This is a genomic window from Actinomadura opuntiae, from assembly GCF_030283205.1.
Lineage (GTDB): Bacteria > Actinomycetota > Actinomycetes > Streptosporangiales > Streptosporangiaceae > Spirillospora.
In genome coordinates, this window is the sequence record NZ_JASNWF010000010.1 from 347,168 (window position 1) to 370,979 (window position 23,812).

Sequence of the window (23,812 nt, forward strand, 5' to 3'; positions counted from 1 at the left end):
GTGTGCGGCCGGGCCATGCCTTCCTAGCGTCAGGGTGGGCACGTAGCGGCTTTTCGTCCGTCCGCAGAGCGTGCCGCGCACCGGCCGCCGGCTCTCAACGGGATGACATCAGTGGAGAATGAGAAAAAGCTTCTCGACTATCTCAAGCGGGCGACGAACGACCTACGCGAAGCACGGCGACGCCTGCGCGAGTACGAAGAGGCCGCACACGAGCCGCTGGCCATCGTGGGGATGGCATGCCGGTTCCCGGGCGGTGTGTCGTCGCCGGACGAGCTGTGGGGTTTGCTCGAGCGCGGCGGGGACGGGGTTTCCGGCTTCCCTGCCGATCGTGGCTGGGACGAGGGCCTGCTTGATTTCAGCTCGCGGGACGGTTCGGGCGCGGACGGGTTCTCGCGTGAGGGCGGTTTTCTTTACGACGCTGCGGATTTCGATCCCGGGTTCTTCGGTGTTTCACCGCGCGAGGCGGTGGCGATGGACCCTCAGCAGCGGTTGCTCCTTGAAGTGTCGTGGGAGGCGCTGGAAGCCGCTGGTGTTGATCCGGTGGGATTGCGGGGGAGCGACACCGGTGTGTTCGCCGGGGTGATGTACCACGACTATGGGACGCGGGTACGGGTGGTGCCCGAGGATGTAGCCGGATTCTTGGGGAACGGCACTCTCGGCAGTGTGGTGTCGGGGCGTGTTGCCTACACGTTCGGTTTCGAGGGCCCGGCGGTCTCGATCGACACGGCCTGTTCGTCGTCGCTGGTGGCGTTGCACCTGGCCGGCCAAGCACTGAGGGCAGGTGAGTGCTCGCTAGCGCTGGTCGGTGGCGTGACGGTGATGTCCACCCCCGACACCTTCGTTGATTTCTGGCGTCAGGGCGGGTTGGCGTCGGATGGCCGGTGCAAGTCGTTCGCCGATTCGGCTGACGGCACGGGCTGGTCTGAGGGCGTCGGGGTTCTCGTCGTGGAACGCCTGTCGGATGCGCAGCGCAAGGGCCATCAAATTCTGGCGGTGGTGCGGGGCTCGGCGGTGAATCAGGATGGTGCGTCCAATGGGTTGACGGCGCCGAATGGTCCGTCGCAGCAGCGGGTGATCCGTCAGGCGTTGGCCAGTGCGGGCTTGTCGGTGGCGGATGTGGATGCGGTGGAGGCGCACGGCACCGGCACGACACTGGGCGACCCGATCGAGGCCCAAGCGTTGCTGGCCACCTACGGGCAAAGCCGTGATGGTGTGGAGCCTTTGCGAGTGGGGTCGGTGAAGTCCAACCTCGGGCACACGCAGGCAGCGGCGGGTGTGGCCGGCGTGATCAAGATGGTCCAGGCGATGCGGCATCAGTGGATGCCGAAATCGCTGCATCTGGATGTTCCGTCGTCGCATGTGGATTGGTCGGCGGGCGAAGTCGAGTTGCTGGCCGAGGGGCGGGAGTGGCCGTCTGCGGGTCGGCCGCGGCGGGCGGGTGTGTCGTCGTTCGGTATCAGCGGCACCAACGCCCACGTGATTTTGGAGGAAGCGCCCGCATCTGAGCCTGAGCCTGCTCCTGCACCGGAACCGAGCGATCGTGTGGTGCCGTGGGTGGTGTCGGCGCGGTCGGCGCAGGCGTTGGCGGGTCAGGTGGCGCGGCTGCGGGACTTTGTGGCGGCGCGCCCTGAGCTTGCTCCGGTGGACGTCGGGTTCTCTCTTGCGACTTCCCGTGCTCATTTGCCGTATCGAGTGGCTGCGGTCGGTGTCTCCGGTGAGGAGTTGCTGGCCGGGTTGGAGGCGGCCGCAGGCACGGGAACGTCGGCCGAGAAGTTGGCGGTGTTGTTCACCGGCCAGGGCGCACAGCAGCTGGGCATGGGTCAGGGCTTGTATGCGGCGTTCCCGGTGTTCGCCTCGGCTTTCGATGACGTCTGTGCGGTGCTTGACGAGCATCTAGACCGTCCCATCCGCGACGTCATCAGCGGTAACGCGGACTTGCTGGACCAGACGGCCTATACCCAGCCGGCGTTGTTCGCTGTCGAAGTCGCAGCGTTCCGGTTGCTGGAGTCGTGGGGGATAGCACCCGAATTCGTAGCCGGTCATTCGATCGGTGAGTTGGCGGCTGCCCACGTCGCTGGTATGTGGTCGTTGAGGGATGCGGCGGCGTTGGTGGCGGCGCGCGGCCGGTTGATGCAGGCGTTGCCGAGTGGCGGCGCGATGGCTGCGGTCGCCGCGCCCGAGGACGATGTGCGAGCCGTTCTGACCGGGGAGGTGGATATTGCGGCGGTGAATGGGCCGTCGCAGGTGGTGGTGTCGGGTCCGGAGTCGGCGGTGGCGGCCGTGGTGGCGGTGTTCGAGGAGCGCGGGGTGCGGACGCGTCGGCTGCGCGTCTCGCACGCTTTCCACTCGCACCTGATGGAACCCATGTTGGCGGAGTTCGCGGCAGTGGCGGAGTCGCTGTCGTACGCCGAACCGGACATCGCTGTGGTGTCCGGAGTGACTGGGCGCCTCGCCGAGTCGGGTGAGCTGAGCGATCCGGGCTATTGGGTGCGCCAGGTGCGCGAGGCGGTCCGGTTCGGTGACGCCGTCCAATCGCTGCGCACCGAAGGCGTGGGCACGTTCGTTGAGGCGGGGCCGGACGCGGCGTTGACAGCGATGGCCGCAGAATCCGCAGGCGACGAGGCCACCCTGATCGCCCTGCTACGCCGCGACCGCGACGAGGAGCACACCGCCGTAACGGCGCTGAGCCGCGTCCACATCCGCGGACACCAGGTCGACTGGAAGAACTTCTTCGCCGACCGGGGCGCCCGTACGGTCGAGCTGCCGACCTACGCCTTCCAGCATCAGCGGTATTGGTTGGACGCGGGAACGGACGCAGGGGACGCGGCCGGCCTGGGACTGATATCGGTCGACCACCCCTTTTTGGGTGCCGCGGTGCCGCTGCCGGACTCCGACGGCGTCCTCCTGACAGGACGGTTGTCGCTCCGCTCTCATCCCTGGCTGGCCGGTCACATGGTCGCGGGCAAGGTCCTGCTGCCGGGGACGGCGTTCGTGGAAATGGCCATCCGCGCCGGGGACGAGATCGGCGCCGGAGGTCTGGAAGAGCTCGTGCTCCAGGCGCCGCTTGTTCTGCCTGAGCGAGAAGCGGTTCTGTTGCAGGTGGTGATCGCGCAGGCCGACGAGCGCGGGCGCCGCGGTGTGGTCATCCGTTCGCGCGGTGGTGGAAGTGCAACGGAGGATCCGTGGGTCACACACGCTGAAGGGTTCCTGGCACCCGCGCCGTCTGGAACGACGGCGGCCTCGTCTAGCGACTTGATGACACAGTGGCCGCCGGTGGGCGCTCAACCGGTCGATCTGGACGACGTGTACGCCGAGCTGGAGGCGGCCGGTCTCGAGTACGGGCCGGTGTTCCAGGGCCTGCGGGCGGCGTGGCGGCGCGGCACTGAGGTGTTCGCCGAGGTGCAGCTCCCTGAGGAGGCTTCGGCCGAGGGGTTCGGCTTGCATCCGGCGCTGCTGGACGCGGCGCTGCATGCCCTTGGAGCTGGACGTGATGGGGCGGACGGGCCGGTGTTGCCGTTCGCATGGTCGGGCGTGGAGCTGCATGCGACCGGCGCGAGAGACCTGCGGGTGCGTCTCGAAGAGGTGAGCGAAGACGCGATCGCGTTGCAGTTGGCCGATGTGACGGGCCAGCCGGTCGCTTCGGTGGATTCTCTGGTCCTGCGAACGCTGCAGCCCGAACAGCTGGATGGGCTGTCGAGCGACCCTGTCCTGCGCGATTCACTGTTCGAGCTGGAATGGGTGCCGACCACAGTTCCCGAGCCGGCGGAGCGGGGAACTTGGGCAGTAGTGGGCCACGATGCTCTCGGCTTCGGTGGACCGGTCTACCCGGATCTGAATGCTCTGGCCGAAGCGGCCGACGAGGGCGCGGCGGTCCCGGACAATGTGGTCATCGCTTGCGCTCCTGATGGCGCTGCGGGCGGTGATGCCGACCTGGCCGGGGCGGCCAGGCGTGCCGCACACCTGATGCTCGGTGTAGTTCAGCAATGGCTGGAAGACGACAGGTTCACCAATGGTCGACTGGTCGTTCTGACGTCCAAGGCGATAGCTGCGAGCCACCCGCTCGACGACCAGGTCGATGCGTCGCAAGCGACCGTGTGGGGTTTGGTCCGGTCGGCGATAGCGGAGAACCCTGGTCGTTTCGTTCTGGCTGACGCCGACGCCGTGGGCGCACGCGCGGATTCGGTGGTTGCGGCAGTGGCTGCGGGAGAGTCGGAGTTCGCGCTGCGCGATGGGCAGGTGCTGGTTCCGCGGTTGATGCGTATGAGGGGTCTCGACTCCGTTCCGCTGTCTTTGGGTGGTGGGGGGACGGTGTTGGTGACGGGTGCATCGGGTGCGTTGGGTTCGTTGGTGGCGCGGCATTTGGTTGCCGAGTGTGGCGTGCGGGATGTGCTTTTGGTGAGCCGGCGCGGTGAGCGGGCTGTCGGCATGGGGGAGTTGGTGGCTGAGCTTGAGGGGTCGGGTGCGACGGCGCGGGTGGTGGCGTGTGATGTGGCTGATCGTGATGCGTTGGCTGGGGTGGTGGGGTCTGTTGAGCGGTTGGTGGGTGTTGTGCATGCGGCGGGTGTGGTGGATGACGGGCTGATCGGGGGTTTGTCGGCGGAGCGGTTGGATGCCGTGATGCGTCCGAAGGTGGACGCGGCGTGGAACCTGCACGAATTGACCCGCGATGCGGACCTGTCGATGTTCGTGCTGTTCTCTTCCGTGTCCGGTGTGATGGGCAGCGCGGGCCAGGGGAATTACGCGGCGGCGAATGCTTTCTTGGATGCGTTGGCGGTGTATCGGCGTGGTTTGGGTTTGCCTGGGGTGTCATTGGCGTGGGGGTTGTGGGAGCGCGTCAGTGCGTTGACGGCGGGTTTGGATGTTGCTGATCGGGAGCGGTTGGCTCGCGGTGGCGTCTTGGGGTTGTCGGATGAGGCGGGGTTGGTGTTGTTCGATGCGGCGGTGGTGGCGGGTAGGGCTTTGGTGGTTCCTGCGCGGCTGGACGTTGCACGACTGCGCGAGAACGGAGACATACCCGGGCTGCTGCGCGGTTTGGTCGGACGGCCGAACCGGCGTGTTGCGGGCAACCTCGCACCCGCCGAGGGCCTCGCGGCCCGGCTGGCCGCCCTCCCGGCGACTGAGGCGGCCGAGGAACTGGTGGAACTGGTCCGTAAGCACCTCGCGACGGTGCTCGGCCACACCACTGGCGAGAGCGTGGAGGCCGGACGTTCCTTCCGGGAGGCCGGCGTCGACTCGCTGATCGCATTGGAATTGCGCAACCGGCTGGCCGAGGAGACCGGACTCCGGCTGCCGGCGACCCTCGTCTTCGACTACGCCACGCCCGCTGACCTTGCCGATTTCCTGCACTCCGAACTCCTCGGCGCACAGTCCTCGGCCGTTGAGGTGCCCCGAACGCTGAGTGTTGCGGACGATCCGGTGGTGATCGTGGGGATGGCGTGCAGGTTCCCCGGCGGCGTGTCGTCGCCGGACGAGCTGTGGGACCTGGTCGAGCGTGGCGGCGACGGCATTTCCGCCTTCCCTTCCGACCGTGGCTGGCACGAGAGCGAGGATCTTTTCGGCCCGGGCTTTCGCGCGGCGTTCTCAGGCGAAGGCGGCTTTCTCTACGACGCGCCTGACTTCGACCCCGAGTTCTTCGGTATCTCGCCGCGCGAGGCATTGGCAATGGACCCGCAGCAGCGGTTGCTGCTGGAGGCGTCATGGGAGGCGCTTGAAGCCGCTGGTGTTGACCCGGTGGGGCTTCGGGGCAGCGACACCGGTGTGTTCGCCGGGGTGATGTATCACGATTATGGGTCGCGGGTGCGAGTGGTCCCTGAGGACGTTGCGGGGTTCTTGGGGAACGGCACTTTGGGCAGTGTGGTGTCGGGGCGTGTGGCGTACACGTTCGGGTTTGAGGGTCCGGCGGTGTCGATCGATACGGCGTGTTCGTCGTCGCTGGTGGCGTTGCACTTGGCGAGTCAGGCGTTGCGGGCGGGTGAGTGTTCGCTTGCGTTGGTTGGTGGGGTGACGGTGATGTCCACTCCCGACACCTTCGTCGACTTTTACCGGCAGGGCGGGTTGGCGTCGGATGGGCGGTGTAAGTCGTTCGCTGATGCGGCGGATGGGACGGGTTGGTCTGAGGGTGTGGGGATGGTGGTGGTGGAGCGTTTGTCGGACGCTCGCCGCAACGGCCATCAGGTGTTGGCGGTCGTGCGAGGTTCGGCGGTGAATCAGGATGGTGCGTCGAATGGGTTGACGGCGCCGAATGGTCCGTCGCAGCAGCGGGTGATTCGTCAGGCGTTGGCGAGCGCGGGACTGTCGCCGGCGGATGTGGATGCGGTGGAGGCGCACGGCACCGGCACCACGCTGGGTGACCCGATCGAGGCGCAAGCGCTGCTGGCCACCTACGGGCAGCAGCGAGGCGAGGTTGGCCCGCTGCGGGTCGGGTCGGTGAAGTCCAATCTCGGGCATACGCAGGCTGCTGCGGGTGTGGCCGGTGTGATCAAGATGGTCCAGGCGATGCGGCACGGAATGCTGCCGAAATCGCTGCATCTTGATGTGCCGTCCTCGCATGTGGACTGGTCGGCGGGCGAGGTCGAGTTGCTGACCGAGGCGCGGGAGTGGCCGTCTGGAGGCAGGCCACGCCGGGGCGGGGTGTCGTCGTTCGGTATCAGCGGCACCAACGCCCACGTCATTCTTGAAGAGCCCCCTGAGCCGGAGCCTGAGCCGCTTCAGGAGGGCCCGGAGTCTGCGGCCAGTGTGGTGCCGTGGGTGGTGTCGGCGCGGTCGGCGGAGGCGTTGGCGGGTCAGGTGGCGCGGCTGCGGGACTTTGTGGCGGCGCGTCCGGAGCTTGCTCCGGTGGATGTCGGGTTCTCTCTTGCGACCTTGCGGGCGCATCTGCCGTATCGAGCGGCAGCGGTCGGTGTCTCCCGTGAGGAGTTGCTGGCCGGGTTGGAGGCGGCATCCGGGGAGGCGGCGTCCGGCGGGAAGTTGGCGGTGTTGTTCACCGGTCAGGGCGCGCAGCGGCTCGGAATGGGCCATGGCTTGTATGGGGCGTTCCCGGTTTTCGCCTCGGCTTTCGACGACGTTTGTGCCGTCCTGGACGAGCACCTGGATCGTCCTGTCCGCGACGTCATCTCTGGTGACGCGGAACTACTGGATCAGACGGCCTACACCCAGCCGGCGTTGTTCGCCATCGAAGTGGCAGCATTCCGGTTGCTGGAGTCGTGGGGGATCGCCCCTGACTTTGTAGCCGGTCATTCCATTGGTGAGTTGGCGGCTGCTCACGTCGCCGGTGTGTGGTCGTTGGGGGATGCGGCGGCGTTGGTGGCGGCACGTGGCCGGCTGATGCAGGCGCTCCCGGCTGGGGGCGCGATGGCGGCGATCGCCGCGTCGGAGCAAGACGTGCGTGCCGTCCTGGATGACTCGATAGATATCGCGGCGGTGAACGGACCGTCGCAGGTGGTGGTGTCAGGTCCGGACTCGGCAGTGACGGCCGTGGTGGCGGTGTTTGAGGAGCGGGGTGCGCGGACGCGGCGGCTGCGGGTCTCGCACGCTTTCCATTCCCACCTGATGGAGCCGATGCTGGCGGAATTCGCCGCTGTGGCCGAGTCGCTGTCGTATGCCGACCCGAGGTTCAAGGTCGTTTCCGCAGTGACCGGGCGCCTTGCCGAGCGCAGCGAACTGAGCGATCCGGGCTATTGGGTGCGGCAGGTGCGCGAGGCGGTCCGGTTCGGTGACGCCGTCCAATCGCTGCGCACTGAAGGTGTGGGGACGTTCGTCGAGGCGGGGCCGGACGCGGCGCTGACGGCGATGGCCGCAGAATCCGCTGGCGACGACGCAGAACTGATCGCGTTGCTGCGCCGCGACCGCGACGAGGAACACACCGCCGTAACAGCCCTGGGCCGCATCCACACCCGCGGACACCGCGTCGACTGGACGAACTTCTTCGCCGGCCGCGGCGCCCGCAGGGTCGAACTACCGACCTATGCCTTCCAGCGCCAGCGGTATTGGCTGGACGCCGGGTCTGATGCGGGGGACGCGGCCGGCCTGGGACTGATACCGGTTGACCATCCCCTGCTGGGTGCCGCGGTCCCGTTGCCGGACTCCGATGGCGTCCTTCTCACAGGACGGTTGTCGCTGCGTTCCCATCCCTGGTTGGCCGATCACGCGGTCAACGGTGCCGTCCTGCTGCCGGGAACGGCGTTCGTGGAGCTGGCCATCCGCGCCGGCGACCAGGTCGACGCGGGGCACCTGGAGGAGTTGGTGCTCCAAACGCCGCTCGTCCTGCCGGAGCGGGATGCGGTCCAGTTGCAGGTGGTGATCGCGAAGTCCGACGAGGGGGGCCGCCGTGGCGTGGTCATCCGTTCGCGCAGTGGTGCGAGTGCGACCGATGATCAGTGGGTTACGCATGCCGAAGGCGTCCTGGGGGACGCATCGACGGCGGCTCGATCGTCGGATCTGGCCCAGTGGCCCCCGGCCGGTGCCCGACCGGTCGACCTCGACGGCGTGTACGCCGAGCTGGGCGCGGCCGGTCTGGAGTACGGGCCGGTGTTCCAGGGGCTGCGGGCGGCGTGGCGGCGCGGCAATGAGGTGTTCGCCGAAGTGCAGCTCCCCGACGATGCCTCGGCCGAGGGCTTCGGGCTCCATCCCGCCGTGCTGGACGCCGCGCTTCATGCGCTTGCAGCGGGACGTGCCGATGCGGACGGGCCGGTGCTGCCGTTTGCGTGGTCGGGTGTGGATTTGCATGCGACCGGTGCGACGGGGCTGCGGGTGCGTCTGGAAGAGGTCGGCGAAGACGCCATCACGCTGCAGCTGGCTGATATGACAGGTCAGCCGGTCGCCTCAGTGGAGTCACTGGTACTGCGGACACTGCCGCAGGAACGGCCGGATGGCCAGCCGGGCGATCCCGCGCTGCGCGATTCCTTGTTCGCTCTGGAATGGGTTCCAGTGGCCGCCCCCGAAGGGACGGCCGGTTCCTCTGCCGTTATAGGTGACGACCTCGGCCTGGGCGGGCCGGTGTATGCGGACGTGGATGTTCTCGCCGCAGCCGGCCCCGTTCCCGATCTGGTCCTTCTCCCATGCATGCCTGGCGTAGGGACGCCGGACGAGGTGCCTGGTGACGTCCGGGAGGTACTGAGTCGTGTTCTGAGGATCGTCCAGATGTGGCTGGATGATGCTCGGTTCGAGAACTCCAGGCTCGTCGTGGTCACCCAAAAGGCGGTCGCGACCGGCGCCCACCAGGTCGATGTGGTGGGGGCGCCGGTCCGGGGTCTGGTGCGGTCGGCGATGACAGAGAACCCCGGCCGATTCGTGCTGGCGGACGTCGATGAAGTCGCCGACTGCGGGGAACTGGTGCTCGCCGGGGCCGCGCTGGACGAACCCGAATTCGCGGTCCGGGACGGAGAAGTACGCGTTCCGCGGCTTGCCCGCGCTTCGGGACGGGGAATGTCGATTCCCGCCGAAGCCGAAGCGTGGCGGTTGGACAGCGCAACGAAGGGGAAACTGGACGCCCTGCGCGTGGTCGAGCGCGATGACGTTCTGCGACCCTTGGAGATCGGCGAGGTGCGCATCGGGCTGCGCGCCGCCGGAATGAACTTCCGGGACGCGCTGAACGTCCTGGGCATGTATCCAGGTGACGCGGGCCTGCTGGGACTCGAGGGTGCCGGGGTAGTGCTGGAAACGGGGCCCGAGGTTTCGGACCTGGCCGTCGGTGACCGGGTAATGGGGCTGTTCTCCGGCGCGTTCGGGCCAGTGGTGATCGCGGATCGACGGCTTGTCGCCCCGATTCCGGAGAACTGGTCGTTCGCCGAAGCCGCGACGGTTCCGGTGGCCTATCTGACGGCGTTCTACGGGCTGGTGGACCTGGCGGGGCTGCGCGCGGGCGAGTCCGTGCTGATCCATGCCGCTGCGGGCGGTGTCGGGATCGCCGCACTGCGGCTGTCGCAGCATCTCGGTGCGCGGGTATATGGAACCGCCAGCCCTGGCAAATGGAAGACGCTGCGCGCGTTCGGCTTGGACGACGCGCATATCGCTACGTCGCGTTCACTGGACTTCGAAACGGCGTTCCGTGAGACGTCGGAGGGCGCGGGCCTGGACGTGGTGTTGAACTCCTTGGCAGGGGAGTTCGTGGACGCGTCTCTGCGCCTGTTGCCGCGCGGCGGACGGTTCGTGGAGATGGGCAAGACCGATATCCGCGACGCCGCGCAGATCGCCGCCGACCACCCGGGCGTGCGGTACCAGGCGTTCGATGTGATGGACGCCGGCCCGGATCGGATTCAGGAGATGTTCCGCCTGCTGGGCGAGTTGTTCCAGGAGGAGGCGGTCTCTCCTTTGCCGTTCGTGACGTGGGACGTGCGCCGCGCGACGGAGGCTTTCCGCTATCTGAGCCAGGCCCGCCACGTCGGCAAGGTCGTGCTGACGATCCCTCAACCCCTGGACTCTGCGGGCACAGTGCTGGTGACGGGCGCGTCCGGTGCGCTGGGCTCTCTAGTCGCCAAGCATCTGGTCACCGCATGCGGCGTCCGGGATCTGTTGTTGGTGAGTCGGCGCGGCGATCAGGCCCCTGGCATGGGCGAATTGGTGGCCGAACTGGAGCAGTTGGGCGCGGCGGTGCGAGCGGTCGCATGTGATGTGGCGGATCGGGACGCCCTTGCCGACGTCATCGAGTCCGTCGAATTGGGCGGACGGCTGGCCGGGGTGGTCCATGCGGCCGGTGTAGTCGACGACGGTCTGATCGGGGGATTGTCGCCGGAGCGGCTGGACGGCGTGATGCGTCCGAAGGTGGACGCGGCGTGGAACCTGCACGAGCTGACGCAGGACCTCGATCTGTCGATGTTCGTCATGTTCTCCTCAGCGGCAGGCATCATGGGGAACGCCGGCCAAGCCAATTACGCGGCCGCCAATGCATTCTTGGATGCCTTGGCCGCCCACCGGCGCAGCTTGGGGCTGCCTGCAGTGTCGTTGGCTTGGGGATTGTGGGAGCGCACCAGCGCAATGACCGCCGGTATGGACGCCGCCGACCGGGATCGGATGGCTCGCGGCGGCATCCTGGGACTCTCGGACGAGACCGGCCTGGCACTGTTCGACGCCGCTGAAACGGTCGGCGAGGCGCTGGTCGTGCCGGTGCAGCTGGACATCGCACGGCTGCGCAGTGGCGGAGATGTCCCTGCGCTGTTCCGCGGCCTGGTCACCGGGCCGACCCGGCGTGTGGCCGGGAACCTCAAACTCGCCGAAGGGCTCGCGGCCCGGCTGGCCGCCCTCCCGGCCGCGGACGCGGCAGCCGAGGTGGTCGAGCTGGTCCGCAGGAACATGGCGGTCGTGCTCGGCCATCCCGACCCGTCGGGAGTGAATCTCCAGCGCTCCTTCCGCGAGGCCGGCGTCGACTCGCTGATCGCGCTGGAATTGCGGAACCGGCTGGCGGAAGAGACGGGTCTGCGGCTGCCCGCGACGCTCGTCTTCGACTACCCGTCCCCGGCAGAGCTGGCCGAATTCCTGCGGACGGAACTTCTGGGCGAGACGTCGGTGACCGGTGAGGTGGTCACAGCAGCGCATGTCCCGATGGACGACCCGGTGGTGGTCGTGGGAATGGCGTGCAGGTTCCCTGGTGGTGTGCGGTCGCCGGAGGATCTGTGGCGGTTGCTGGAGCGGGGCGGCGATGCGATCGATGAGTTCCCGGCTGACCGTGGTTGGGATCATGATCTGTTCGATCCTGATCCTGCCGTGGTGGGGAAGAGTTATGTCCGTGAGGGCGGGTTCCTTTATGACGCTGCTGAGTTTGATGCGGCGTTCTTTGGTATCTCGCCGCGTGAGGCGTTGGCGATGGATCCGCAGCAGCGGTTGCTGTTGGAGGCGTCGTGGGAGGCGCTGGAAAGCGCCGGAATCAACCCGGACGCACTGCGGGGCAGCGACACCGGCGTGTTCGCCGGAGTGATCTACCACGACTACGCCCAGCGCGCGGCGGTCCCCGGGGACATCGAGGGATATCTGGGAACCGGCGGTTCCGGTGGCGTGGCCTCTGGCCGGATCTCCTACACCTTCGGGTTCGAGGGCCCGGCAGTGTCGGTCGATACGGCGTGCTCGTCATCCCTGGTCGCGCTGCATTTGGCCGGTCAGGCGCTGCGGTCGGGTGAGTGTTCGCTGGCGCTGGCAGGCGGAGTGACCGTGATGGCCACCCCCGACACCTTTATTGATTTTTCGCGGCAGCGCGGATTGGCGCCCGATGGGCGGTGTAAGGCGTTCGCCGAGGCCGCTGACGGGACGGCGTGGTCGGAGGGTGTCGGGGTCCTGGTGGTGGAGCGTCTGTCGGACGCTCGCCGTAACGGCCATCAGGTGTTGGCGGTGGTGCGGGGTTCGGCGGTGAATCAGGATGGTGCGTCCAATGGGTTGACGGCGCCGAATGGCCCCTCGCAGCAGCGGGTGATCCGTCAGGCGTTGGCGGGCGCCGGATTGTCGGTGGCCGATGTGGACGCGGTGGAGGCGCATGGCACCGGCACGACGCTGGGCGACCCGATCGAGGCCCAAGCACTGCTGGCCACCTACGGGCAGGAACGGGGCGACTCAGGCCCATTGCGAGTCGGGTCGGTGAAGTCGAATCTGGGTCATACGCAGGCGGCGGCGGGTGTGGCCGGTGTGATCAAGATGATCGAGGCGATGCGGCACCGCCGACTGCCCAGGTCGCTGCATGTGGACGCGCCGTCCTCGCACGTGGATTGGTCGGCCGGTGAGGTCGAGCTGCTGACCCAGGAGCAGGAGTGGCCGTCTGCGGGGAGGCCGCGGCGGGCGGGGGTGTCGTCGTTCGGGTTCAGTGGCACCAACGCGCACGTCATCCTGGAAGAGGCTCCTGAACCGGAACCTGCTCCTGTACCGGAACCGAGTGCTGGTGTGGTGCCGTGGGTGGTGTCGGCGCGGTCGGCGCAGGCGTTGTTGGAGCAGGTGGCGCGGCTGCGCGATTACGTTGCCGACCGTCTCGAGCTGACCCCGCTGGATGTCGGGTTCTCGCTGGCGACCGCACGCGCACACCTGCCCCATCGAGCGGCAGTAACCGGAGCTGCACGTGAGGAGTTGCTGGCCGCACTGGACGCGGCCGCTGGGGAGGCCGTATCCGCCGATAAGCTGGCGGTGCTGTTCACCGGCCAGGGCGCGCAGCGGCTTGGCATGGGCCAAGGCCTGTATGCCGCCTTCCCGGTCTTTGCTTCTGCATTCGATGACGTCTGTGCCGTCCTGGACGAGCACCTGGAACGCCCCATCCGCGACGTCATCTCCGGTGACCCGGACTTGCTGGACCAGACGGCCTACACCCAGCCGGCGTTGTTCGCCGTCGAGGTTGCGGCGTTCCGGCTCTTGGAGTCGTGGGGGATTGCACCCGACTATGTGGCGGGCCATTCCATCGGCGAATTCGCTGCCGCTCACGTAGCCGGTGTGTGGTCGTTGGGAGATGCGGCGGCGCTAGTTGCGGCACGCGGCCGGCTGATGCAGGCGTTGCCCGCCGGTGGCGCGATGGGTGCGATTGCCGCGTCCGAGGACGACGTTCGCGTGGAGCTGAAGGACGGCGTCGACATTGCGGCGGTGAACGGGCCGTCCCAGACAGTGGTCTCCGGCGACGAGGCCGCAGTCACGGCCGTGATGGCGGTGTTCGAGGAGCGCGGGGTGCGGACGCGGCGCCTGCGGGTCTCGCACGCCTTCCACTCCCACCTGATGGAACCCATGCTGGCGCAGTTCGCCGAGGTCGCGGAGTCGCTGTCGTACGCCGATCCGAGAATCAAGGTCGTATCCGCGGTGACCGGTCGTCTCGCCGGGCCCGGTGAGTTGAGTGACCCGGGTCATTGGGTGCGCCAGGTGCGCGAGGCGGTCCGGTTCGGTGACGCCGTCCAATCGCTGCGTACCGAAGGCGTGGGCACGTTCGTTGAGGCGGGGCCGGACGCGGCGTTGACCGCGATGGCCGCAGAATCCGCGGACGAGGACGCGGCCCTGATCGCGTTGCTGCGCCGCGACCGCGACGAGGAGCACACCGCCGTAACGGCGTTGAGCCGCATTCACACTCGCGGACACCAGGTCGATTGGACGAACTTCTTCGCCGGCCGGGGCGCCCGCAGGGTGGACTTGCCGACGTACGCGTTCCAGCGTCAGCGGTTCTGGCTGGAAGCCTCCTCGTCCTCTGGTGACGCTTCCGAATTGGGGCAGGAGCCTGCGAATCATCCGCTGCTCGGTGCGGCGGTCTCGCTGCCGGACTCCGACGGCGTCCTTCTGACCGGACGTCTGTCGCCGCGTTCCCATCCCTGGTTGGCCGATCACGTGGTCAACGGTGTCGTAGTGCTGCCGGGCACGGCGTTCGTGGAGATGGCCGTCCGCGCCGGCGACCAGGTCGATGCGGGACGCCTCGAAGAGCTGGTGCTTCAAGCACCGCTCGTACTGCCGGAGCGGGACGCGGTCCAAGTGCAGGTGGTGGTCCACCAGCCGGATGAGCGCGGCCGTCGGCAGGTGGCCATTCATTCTCGCGCCGGAACGGGCCGGTCCGAGGAGCCATGGATAAAGCACGCTGAGGGTGTATTGGCGGCGAGCGCATCCGCTTCCACGGCGACTCCGCTTTTCGACGCGAGCGTGTGGCCTCCGGCAGCGGCTGAACCGGTGGCCGTCGCCGAACTGTACGAGGAACTGTCAGGAACCGGCCTTACCTACGGGCCTCTCTTCCAAGGGCTGCGCGCGGCGTGGCGGCGCGGCAATGAGGTGTTCGCCGAGGTGCAGCTCCCTGAGGAGGCTTCGGCCGAGGGGTTCGGCTTGCATCCAGCGTTGCTGGACGCGGCGCTGCATGCTCTTGCGGCGGGACGCCCCGATGCGGACGGGCCGGTGTTGCCGTTTGCGTGGTCGGGTGTGGAGTTGCATGCGACCGGTGCGACGGGGCTGCGGGTGCGTCTGGAAGAGGTCGGCGAAGACGCGATCGCGCTGCAGTTGGCCGATGTGACGGGCCAGCCGGTCGCCTCCGTGGAATCGCTTGTACTCCGGGCGCAGCCGGTCGAGCAGCTGAGCGAACCCGGGCTGCACGGCTCGCTGTTCGAAGTGGAATGGGTTCCGGCGAGCGGGCCTGAAGAGGTCTCCGGTTCCTATGCCGTTATGGGCGGCGACATCGGCCTTGGTGGGCCGGTGTATGCGGATCTGGACGCTGTCGCTGCAGCCGGCCCGATTCCCGAACTGGTTCTTCTCCCTTGCCGACCGGAGGTGAAGACGCCGGGTGGAGTTCCTGGCGATGTCCGGGAGACGGCGGGGCGTGTTCTGAGGGTGGTCCAGGCATGGCTGGGTGAGCCTCGTTTCGAGGAATCAAGGCTCGTCGTGGTCACCCAGGGGGCGGCGGCGGTCGATGCCCGTCGGATCGATCTGACGGGTGCGCCGGTGTGGGGTCTGGTGCGGTCGGCTGTGGCGGAGAACCCGGGCCGGTTCGTGCTGGCGGACGTCGATGAAGTCGCCGACTGCGGGGAATCGGTGGTCGCCGGAGCCGCACTGGGCGAATCTGAATTCGCGGTGCGGGACGGTGAACTGCGAGTTCCGCGGTTGCGGCGTATGGAGCAGGGCGTGTCCGTTCCGCTGTCTTTGGATGGTGGGGGGACGGTGTTGGTGACGGGTGCATCGGGTGCGTTGGGTTCGTTGGTGGCGCGGCATTTGGTTGCCGAGTGTGGTGTGCGGGACGTGCTTTTGGTGAGCCGGCGCGGTGAGCAGGCTGTCGGCATGGGGGAGTTGGTGGTTGAGCTTGAGAGCTTGGGTGCGACGGCGCGGGTGGTGGCGTGTGATGTGGCTGATCGTGATGCGTTGGCTGGGGTGGTGGGGTCTGTTGAGCGGTTGGTGGGTGTTGTGCATGCGGCGGGTGTGGTGGATGACGGGCTGATCGGGGGTTTGTCGGGGGAGCGGTTGGATGTGGTGATGCGTCCGAAGGTGGATGCGGCGTGGAATCTGCATGAGCTGACCCGGGACCGTGACCTTTCGTTGTTTGTGGTGTTCTCCTCAGTTGCCGGGGTGATGGGGAGTGCGGGTCAGGGGAATTACGCGGCGGCGAATGCCTTCTTGGATGCGTTGGCGGTGTATCGGCGCGGTCTGGGGCTGCCGGCGGTGTCGTTGGCGTGGGGGTTGTGGGAACGCGCGAGTGCGTTGACGGCGGGTCTGGATGTTGCTGATCGGGAGCGGATGGCTCGCGGCGGCGTCTTGGGGTTGTCGGATGAGGCGGGGTTGGCGTTGTTCGATGCGGCGGTGGCGGCGGGTAGGGCCGTGGTGGTTCCTGCGCGGCTGGACGTCGCACGACTGCGCGAGAACGGAGACATACCCGGCCTGCTGCGGACTCTGACCGGGGGACCTGGCCGGCGCGTCGCTGGTAACACGACGTCGGCCATCACAGATCGGCGCGATCGACTGGCGACCCGGCTGGCGAATCTCCCGGACGCGGAAGCGGCCGCAGAAGTGGTGGAACTCGTTCGCCGGACGCTGGCGATCGCGCTGGGACACACCGGCAGTGAAGCCGTGGACGTCCAGCGTTCCTTCCGCGAGGCCGGCGTCGATTCCCTGATCGCACTGGATCTGCGGAACAGGCTGGCGCAGGAGACCGGACTCCGGCTGCCTGCGACCCTCGTCTTCGACTACCCCTCCCCGGCGGAACTGGCCGATTTCCTGCGGACGGAACTCCTGGGCGAGGCGCCGGTCACCGGCGAGACGATCCGGAAGACGCCCGCTCTCGATGACGACCCCATGGTGATCGTGGGGATGGCGTGCCGGTTCCCCGGCGGCGTGTCGTCCCCGGACGAACTGTGGGGCTTGCTCGAACGCGGCGGGGACGGGGTTTCCGGCTTCCCCGCCGATCGTGGCTGGGACGAGGGCCTACTTGATTTCAGCTCGCGGGACGGTGCGGACGCAGACGGATTCTCGCGTGAGGGCGGTTTCCTGTACGACGCAGCGGATTTTGATCCGGGATTCTTTGGCGTTTCGCCACGTGAAGCGGTGGCGATGGACCCGCAGCAGCGGTTGCTGCTCGAAGTGTCCTGGGAAGCGCTGGAAGCCGCCGGAATCGATCCAGTAGTGCTTCGAGGCAGCGACACCGGTGTGTTCGCCGGAGTGATGTACCACGATTACGCGTCGCGAGTCCGAGTGGTGCCCGACGATGTGGCCGGATTCTTGGGGAACGGCACCCTCGGCAGTGTTGTGTCAGGGCGGGTGGCGTACACGTTCGGGTTCGAGGGTCCGGCAGTCTCGATCGACACGGCATGTTCATCGTCGCTGGTTGCGCTGCACCTGGCCAGCCAAGCACTGCGGGCAGGCGAGTGTTCGCTGGCCCTGGTCGGTGGGGTGACGGTGATGTCCACCCCCGACACCTTCGTCGACTTCTACCGTCAAGGCGGGTTGGCGTCGGATGGGCGGTGTAAGTCCTTCGCCGATGCGGCAGATGGGACGGGCTGGTCCGAAGGCGTGGGGATGGTGGTGGTGGAGCGTCTGTCGGACGCCCGCCGCAACGGCCATCAGGTGTTGGCGGTGGTGCGGGGTTCGGCGGTGAATCAGGATGGGGCGTCCAATGGGTTGACGGCGCCGAATGGTCCGTCGCAGCAGCGGGTGATTCGTCAGGCGTTGGCCAGCGCGGGACTGTCGCCGGCGGATGTGGACGCGGTGGAGGCGCACGGCACCGGCACCACGCTGGGTGACCCGATCGAGGCGCAAGCGCTGCTGGCCACCTACGGGCAGCAGCGAGGCGATTCCGGCTCACTGTGGGTCGGGTCGGTGAAATCGAACCTCGGGCACACCCAGGCTGCTGCGGGTGTCGCCGGTGTCATCAAGATGGTCCAGGCGATGCGGCACGGAAAGCTGCCCAAGTCGCTGCATCTTGATGTGCCGTCCTCGCATGTGGACTGGTCGGCTGGTGAGGTCGAGTTGCTGACCGAGGCGCGGGAGTGGCCGTCTGCGGGCAGACCACGCCGGGGCGGGGTGTCGTCGTTCGGTATCAGCGGCACCAACGCCCACGTCATTCTCGAAGAACCACCCGCATCTGAACCTGCCGCTGTTTCGGAGCCCAGCGATGGCGTGGTGCCGTGGGTGGTGTCGGCGCGGTCGGCGGAGGCGTTGGCGGGTCAGGTGGCGCAGCTGCGGGACTTCGTGGCGGCGCGCCCTGAGCTTGCCCCGGTGGATGTCGGATTCTCCCTCGCGACTCTGCGGGCGCATCTGCCGCATCGAGCAGCGGTGGCCGGCGCCAGTCGTGAGGAGCTGCTATCCGGCTTGGAGGCGGCTGCGGGGCAGGCCGTGTCCGGTGGGAAGTTGGCGGTGTTGTTCACCGGTCAGGGCGCGCAGCGGCTCGGAATGGGCCAGGGCTTGTATGCGGCGTTTCCGCTGTTCGCTTCAACCTTCGATGACGTCTGCGCGGTGCTCGACGAGCATCTAGACCGCCCCATCCGGGACGTCATGACCGGTGACGCGGACTTGCTGGACCAGACGGCCTACACCCAACCGGCGTTGTTCGCTGTGGAGGTTGCGGCGTTCCGGCTTCTGGAGTCGTGGGGGATTGCACCCGACTATGTGGCGGGCCATTCGATCGGTGAACTCGCTGCCGCTCACGTTGCCGGTGTGTGGTCGTTGGGGGATGCGGCGGCGTTGGTGGCGGCACGCGGCCGGCTGATGCAGGCGTTGCCGAGTGGTGGCGCGATGGCTGCGATTGCCGCGTCCGAGGACGACGTTCGCGCGGAGTTGAAGGACGGCGTCGACATTGCGGCGGTGAATGGCCCGTCCCAGACGGTGGTCTCCGGCGACGAGGCCGCAGTCACGGCCATGGTGGCGGTGTTCGAGGAGCGCGGGGTGCGGACGCGGCGCCTGCGGGTCTCGCATGCCTTCCACTCGCACCTGATGGAGCCGATGCTGGCGCAGTTCGCCGAGGTCGCGGAGTCGCTGTCGTACGCCGAACCGAGCATCAACGTCGTATCCGCAGTGACCGGCCGCATTGCCGAACCCGGTGAGTTGACCGACCCCGCCTATTGGGTGCGGCAAGTACGGGAAGCGGTCCGGTTCGGCGACGTCGTGCATACTCTGCGCGGCAAGGGCGTGGGCACGTTCGTTGAGGCTGGGCCGGACGCGGCACTGACGGCGATGGCAGCCGAGGCCGCGGGCGACGACGCAGAACTGATCGCCTTGATGCGCCGCGACCGCGACGAGGAACACACCGCCGTAACGGCCCTGGGCCGCATCCACACCCGCGGACACCAGGTCGACTGGAAGAACTTCTTCGCCGACCGAAGCCCCCGCAGGGTCGACCTGCCGACCTACGCATTCCAGCATCAGCGGTTCTGGCTGGACGTCCCGCCATCGTCCGGTGACGCCTCGGAGCTCGGCCAGGAACCGGCCGACCATCCCTTGCTGAGCGCCGCGGTGTCGCTGCCGGACTCCGACGGCGTCCTGCTGACCGGACGGCTGTCGCTGCGCTCGCATCCCTGGCTGGCGGACCATTCGATCGCGGGCAAGATCATGCTGCCGGGGACGGCGTTCGTGGAGATGGCCATCCGCGCCGGGGACGAGATCGGCGCCGGGCACCTGGAAGAGCTGGTGCTCCAGGAGCCGCTCGTCGTGCCCAGGGAACGCGGGGTCAAGGTCCAGCTGATGGTGGGCGGCGCGGACGAGTCCGGTCGCCGGGAGGTGAGCGTCCACTCCCGTCCGGACAACGGCACCGGCGATCACGCCTGGACGCTGCACGCGCGAGGGACCCTCGCCCCGGCCGCCCCCACACTTCCGTCGTTCGATCTGGCCCAGTGGCCGCCGACCGGCGCCGAAGCGGTCGATGTCGACGGCTTCTACGCGGATGCGAGCGCCACCGGCCTGGAGTACGGGCCGCTCTTCCAAGGGTTGCAGGCGGCTTGGCGGCGCGGTGACGAAGTGTTCGCCGAGGTCGCACTCCCCGGGACCGCGTCCGACGAGTCGTTCGGTGTGCATCCCGCACTGCTCGACGCGGCGCTCCATGCTCTCGCTCTGGGCGCCTTCCGCCCGAGTAGTGCAGACGCTGACGAAGCGGACGGTCCGGTGCTGCCGTTCGCCTGGTCCGGAGTCGCGCTCCACGCGACCGGCGCGTCGGCATTGCGGGTCCGGCTCGCTCCCGCCGGCGACGGGGCGATCAGTCTCCAGGCCGCGGACGGGACGGGCGCCCCGGTGGTGTCCGCGGATTCGCTCGTGGCCCGTCGCGTCACGCCGGAGCAGCTCAGGTCGCTCGACGAGGAGCCCGTCGACTCCCTCTACCGGATCGACTGGCGCGCGATCACCGTCCCAGAGCAGGCACAGGCAACAACGGTCATCCTGCCGCCGGAGGGGCTCGCCGCACTGGAGGACGTACCGGACGCGGTGGCCACGGTGTTGCCGCCGCCCGACGAGGCGTCCCCGGACACCGTGCGGGCGGCCGTGCGCGCCACGCTGGCGACACTGCAGGAGTGGCTGTCGGACTCGCGGTTCGATGCGTCCCGGCTGGTGTTCGTGACCCGCGGTGCGGCCGGCGCGACCCCGGACGAGCCGGTCACCGACCCGGCGGGCGCTGCGGTCTGGGGCTTGGTCCGCACGGCGCAGTCGGAGAACCCCGGCCGGTTCGTCCTGCTCGACCTGGACGAGTCCCCGACCCCGGAGGCGGTCTCGAGGCTCCTCGGTCTGGACGAGCCCCAACTGGCGGTGCGCGCCGGAAAGGTCTACGCGCCGCGCCTGGTTCGCGTGGCGCGCGCGAACGTCCGCCAGGAGGCTCCCGAGTGGGGCGGCGGGACCGTCCTGATCACCGGTGGCACCGGCGGCCTGGGCGCGCTGGTGGCCCGGCACCTGGTCGAAGTCCACGGCGTCGGACACCTGGTCCTGGCGAGCCGGCGGGGGCTCGACGCTCCGGGCGCGGCGGAGTTGCGGGACGAGCTGGCCGGTCTGGGCGCATCGGTGCAGGTCGCGGCCTGTGACGTCGCCGACCGCGCAGCCCTGCGGAGCCTGCTCGCCGGGATCGCGGTGGAGCATCCGCTCACCGCCGTCGTGCACGCTGCGGGCGTCCTGGACGACGGCGTCATCGGGTCGCTGGACGGGGAACGCGTCGACGCGGTGCTTCGGCCGAAGGCCGACGCCGCCTGGAACCTCCACGAAGCGACCCGAGACCTGAAGCTCGCGCAGTTCGTGCTGTTCTCCTCGGCGGCCGGTGTGTTCGGTGCTCCCGGGCAGGGCAACTACGCCGCCGCGAACGCGTTCCTGGACGCCCTGGCCACCCGGCGCCGGGCCGCCGGCCTCCCCGGAACCTCGCTGGCGTGGGGTCTGTGGGCCCAGGACGGCGGGATGGCCGGCGGGCTCGGCGAGGCGGACGTGAGCCGGCTCGCGCGCACCGGAGTGCGGCCGCTGGCCCGGGACAAGGGCCTGTCGCTCCTGGACCTCGCCCTGACCGGCCCCGGCGACCCGGTGCAGGTGCCCGTTGAACTGACGTTGGCGAGGCCCCGCAGTGGCGCGGAAGCGGTGCCGGCGCTGCTGCGCGAGCTGATCCGGACACCGGTGCGGCGCACGGCGGAGGCGGGAGGCAGGTCACCGGTGGTGGAGCGGCTCGCGGCGCTCCCGCCGGAGAAGCGGAGGGAGCGGCTGCTGGAGCTCGTCCGGACGCATGTCGCGGACGTCCTCGGCCACGGCGCCGCCGACGCGATCGCACCGGAGCAGGCGTTCAACACGCTCGGTTTCGACTCCCTTTCCGCGGTCGAGTTCCGCAACCGGCTGGCCGCGGCGACCGGCCTGCGCTTCCCGGCAACGCTGCTGTTCGACTACCCCAACGCCCTCGCGCTGACGCAGCACGTGGAAGCGGAACTGAGCGAGGAAACGGAAGCCGATGGCGATCCGACGACCGACCGTATTCGCGGGATCCTGACGTCCATTCCCATCGAGCGGATCCGGGACGCCGGGCTACTCGACACCCTGCTGGGGCTCGCCGAAACGCAGAACGGTTCGCAGGAGAAGGCGGAAACCGAAGAACAGGCGTCGATCGACGAGATGGACGCGCAGAGTCTCATCCGGATGGCGATCGACGGTCTCGGCGACGGCCGGTGACCGGCGGCCGTCCGGAGAAGGAGGTGCACGCTGTCCGGTATGGCGCAACGGAAGGGAACGGTTCCGTTCGGCTCGTGGAGGACGTGGTACCGGGTCACCGGGACGCTCGGCGCGGGCCGTCCGCCGGTGGTGGTGCTCCACGGCGGACCCGGCAGTACCCACGACTACCTGCTGCGGCTGACCGCGCTGGCCGAGACCGGCTGGCCGGTCGTCCACTACGACCAGATCGGCAACGGCGGCTCGACCCACCTCCCGCAGAAGGGCGCGGACTTCTGGTCGGTCCAGCTTTTCCTGGACGAGCTGAACAACCTGCTCGCCCAACTCGGGATCGCGGACGGCTACGTCCTGTTCGGCCATTCCTGGGGCGGGATGCTCGCCGCCGCGCACGCCGCCCGCCGGCCGGACGGACTGCGCGGTCTGGTCATCGCGAACTCGCCCGCTTCGATGCCGATCTGGCGCAAGGAACTGGCCGAGCTGCGCACCAGCCTGCCCACCGACCTGCAAGCGGTCCTGACAAGACATGAGAAGGCGGGGACGACCGAGAGCGCCGAATACACCGCCGCCACCATGGAGTTCTATCGGCGGCATGTGTGCCGCGCGGATCCGCTTCCGCGCGAGGTCGCCGCGACCTTCATGGAGATCTACAACGATCCGACCGTCTACGGCTCCATGAACGGCCCGAACGAATTCCACATCACCGGCACGCTGAAGGACTGGTCCGTCACGGACCGGCTGCCGCTCATCGACGTGCCGGCCCTGCTCGTCACCGGACGGCACGACGAGGTGACCGCGCCCGCGTACCGGCCGTTCCTCGACCTGATCCCGGACGTCCGGCACGAGGACTTCGCCGAGTCGAGCCACATGCCGCACGTCGAGGAACCGGAGAAGTTCGACGAGGTGATGCAGAAGTTCCTCACCGGCCTGTCGGCCACTGCCGTCCCGTAACAGCGCATAGGGGGTGGACAGGGGGTGCCGGGCCTTGTGCCCGGATGCGCCCCGTCAGAAAACTGGCGAGGTGGCCGGTGATCTCTGGGTTCGACGATTCCACCCTTCACCGCATGCGCGGATCCGCCTGGTCTGCTTCCCCCATGCGGGCGGTTCCGCCAGCTATTTCTTCCCGGTGTCCAGCGCCCTGCGTCCCGCGATCGAGGTGCTCGCCCTCCAGTACCCCGGACGGCAGGACCGCCGCAGCGAGCCGAGCATCGACGACATCGGCGAACTCGCCGACCGCCTCCACAAGGCCGTCGCGCCCTGGTGCCGCCCCGGGACCGCCTTCTTCGGCCACAGCATGGGCGCGATCCTGGCCTTCGAGGTCGCCCGCCGGCTGGAGCGCAAGGAGGGCGTCTCGCCCGCCGCCCTCATCGTCTCGGGCAGGCGCGGCCCCACGACGGAGCGGGACGAGACCGTCCACCTGCGGCCGGACGCCGGGCTGCTCGCGGAGCTGCGGGAGCTCAGCGGAACCGACGCGGCGATGCTCGACGAGGAGGGCTTCGCCGAATTGATCCTTCCGGCGCTGCGCAGCGACTACACGGCGATCGAGACCTACCGCCACGAGCCCGGCCCGCCGCTGACGTGCCCGATCCTCGCCCTCACCGGCGACCAGGACCCGAAGACGACCGTCGCGGAGGTGAAGGACTGGTCCCGGCACACCAGCGGCCCGTTCGACCTGAAGGTCCACCCGGGCGGGCACTTCTACCTGAACGAGCGGTCCGGCGAGGTCATCGGGGACATCGCCGGCTACCTGCGGTCGCTTCCGCTGTGACACCCCCGGACTTGCGAAGAGCACGAGGCGCGA

The 23,812-nt window shown here is 68.6% G+C and carries 3 protein-coding genes; all 3 read left to right on the plus strand.

Going from position 1 to position 23,812, the window contains the following annotated elements; genetic code table 11:
- Positions 1–111: 111 nt before the first annotated feature.
- Positions 112–22,017 (plus strand): type I polyketide synthase, encoded by a 21,906-nt coding sequence (locus tag QP089_RS23625; protein ID WP_285914033.1) that lies wholly within the window; start codon positions 112–114, stop codon positions 22,015–22,017.
- A gap of 39 nt (positions 22,018–22,056) precedes the next feature.
- Entirely contained in the window at positions 22,057–22,962 is a 906-nt protein-coding gene (locus tag QP089_RS23630; RefSeq protein ID WP_285914034.1) for a proline iminopeptidase-family hydrolase, read from the plus strand.
- Between the two features lie 70 nt (positions 22,963–23,032).
- Positions 23,033–23,779, plus strand: coding sequence for a thioesterase II family protein (locus QP089_RS23635; protein WP_285914035.1), 747 nt, complete (start codon positions 23,033–23,035; stop codon positions 23,777–23,779).
- The last annotated feature ends 33 nt before the right edge of the window (positions 23,780–23,812 follow it).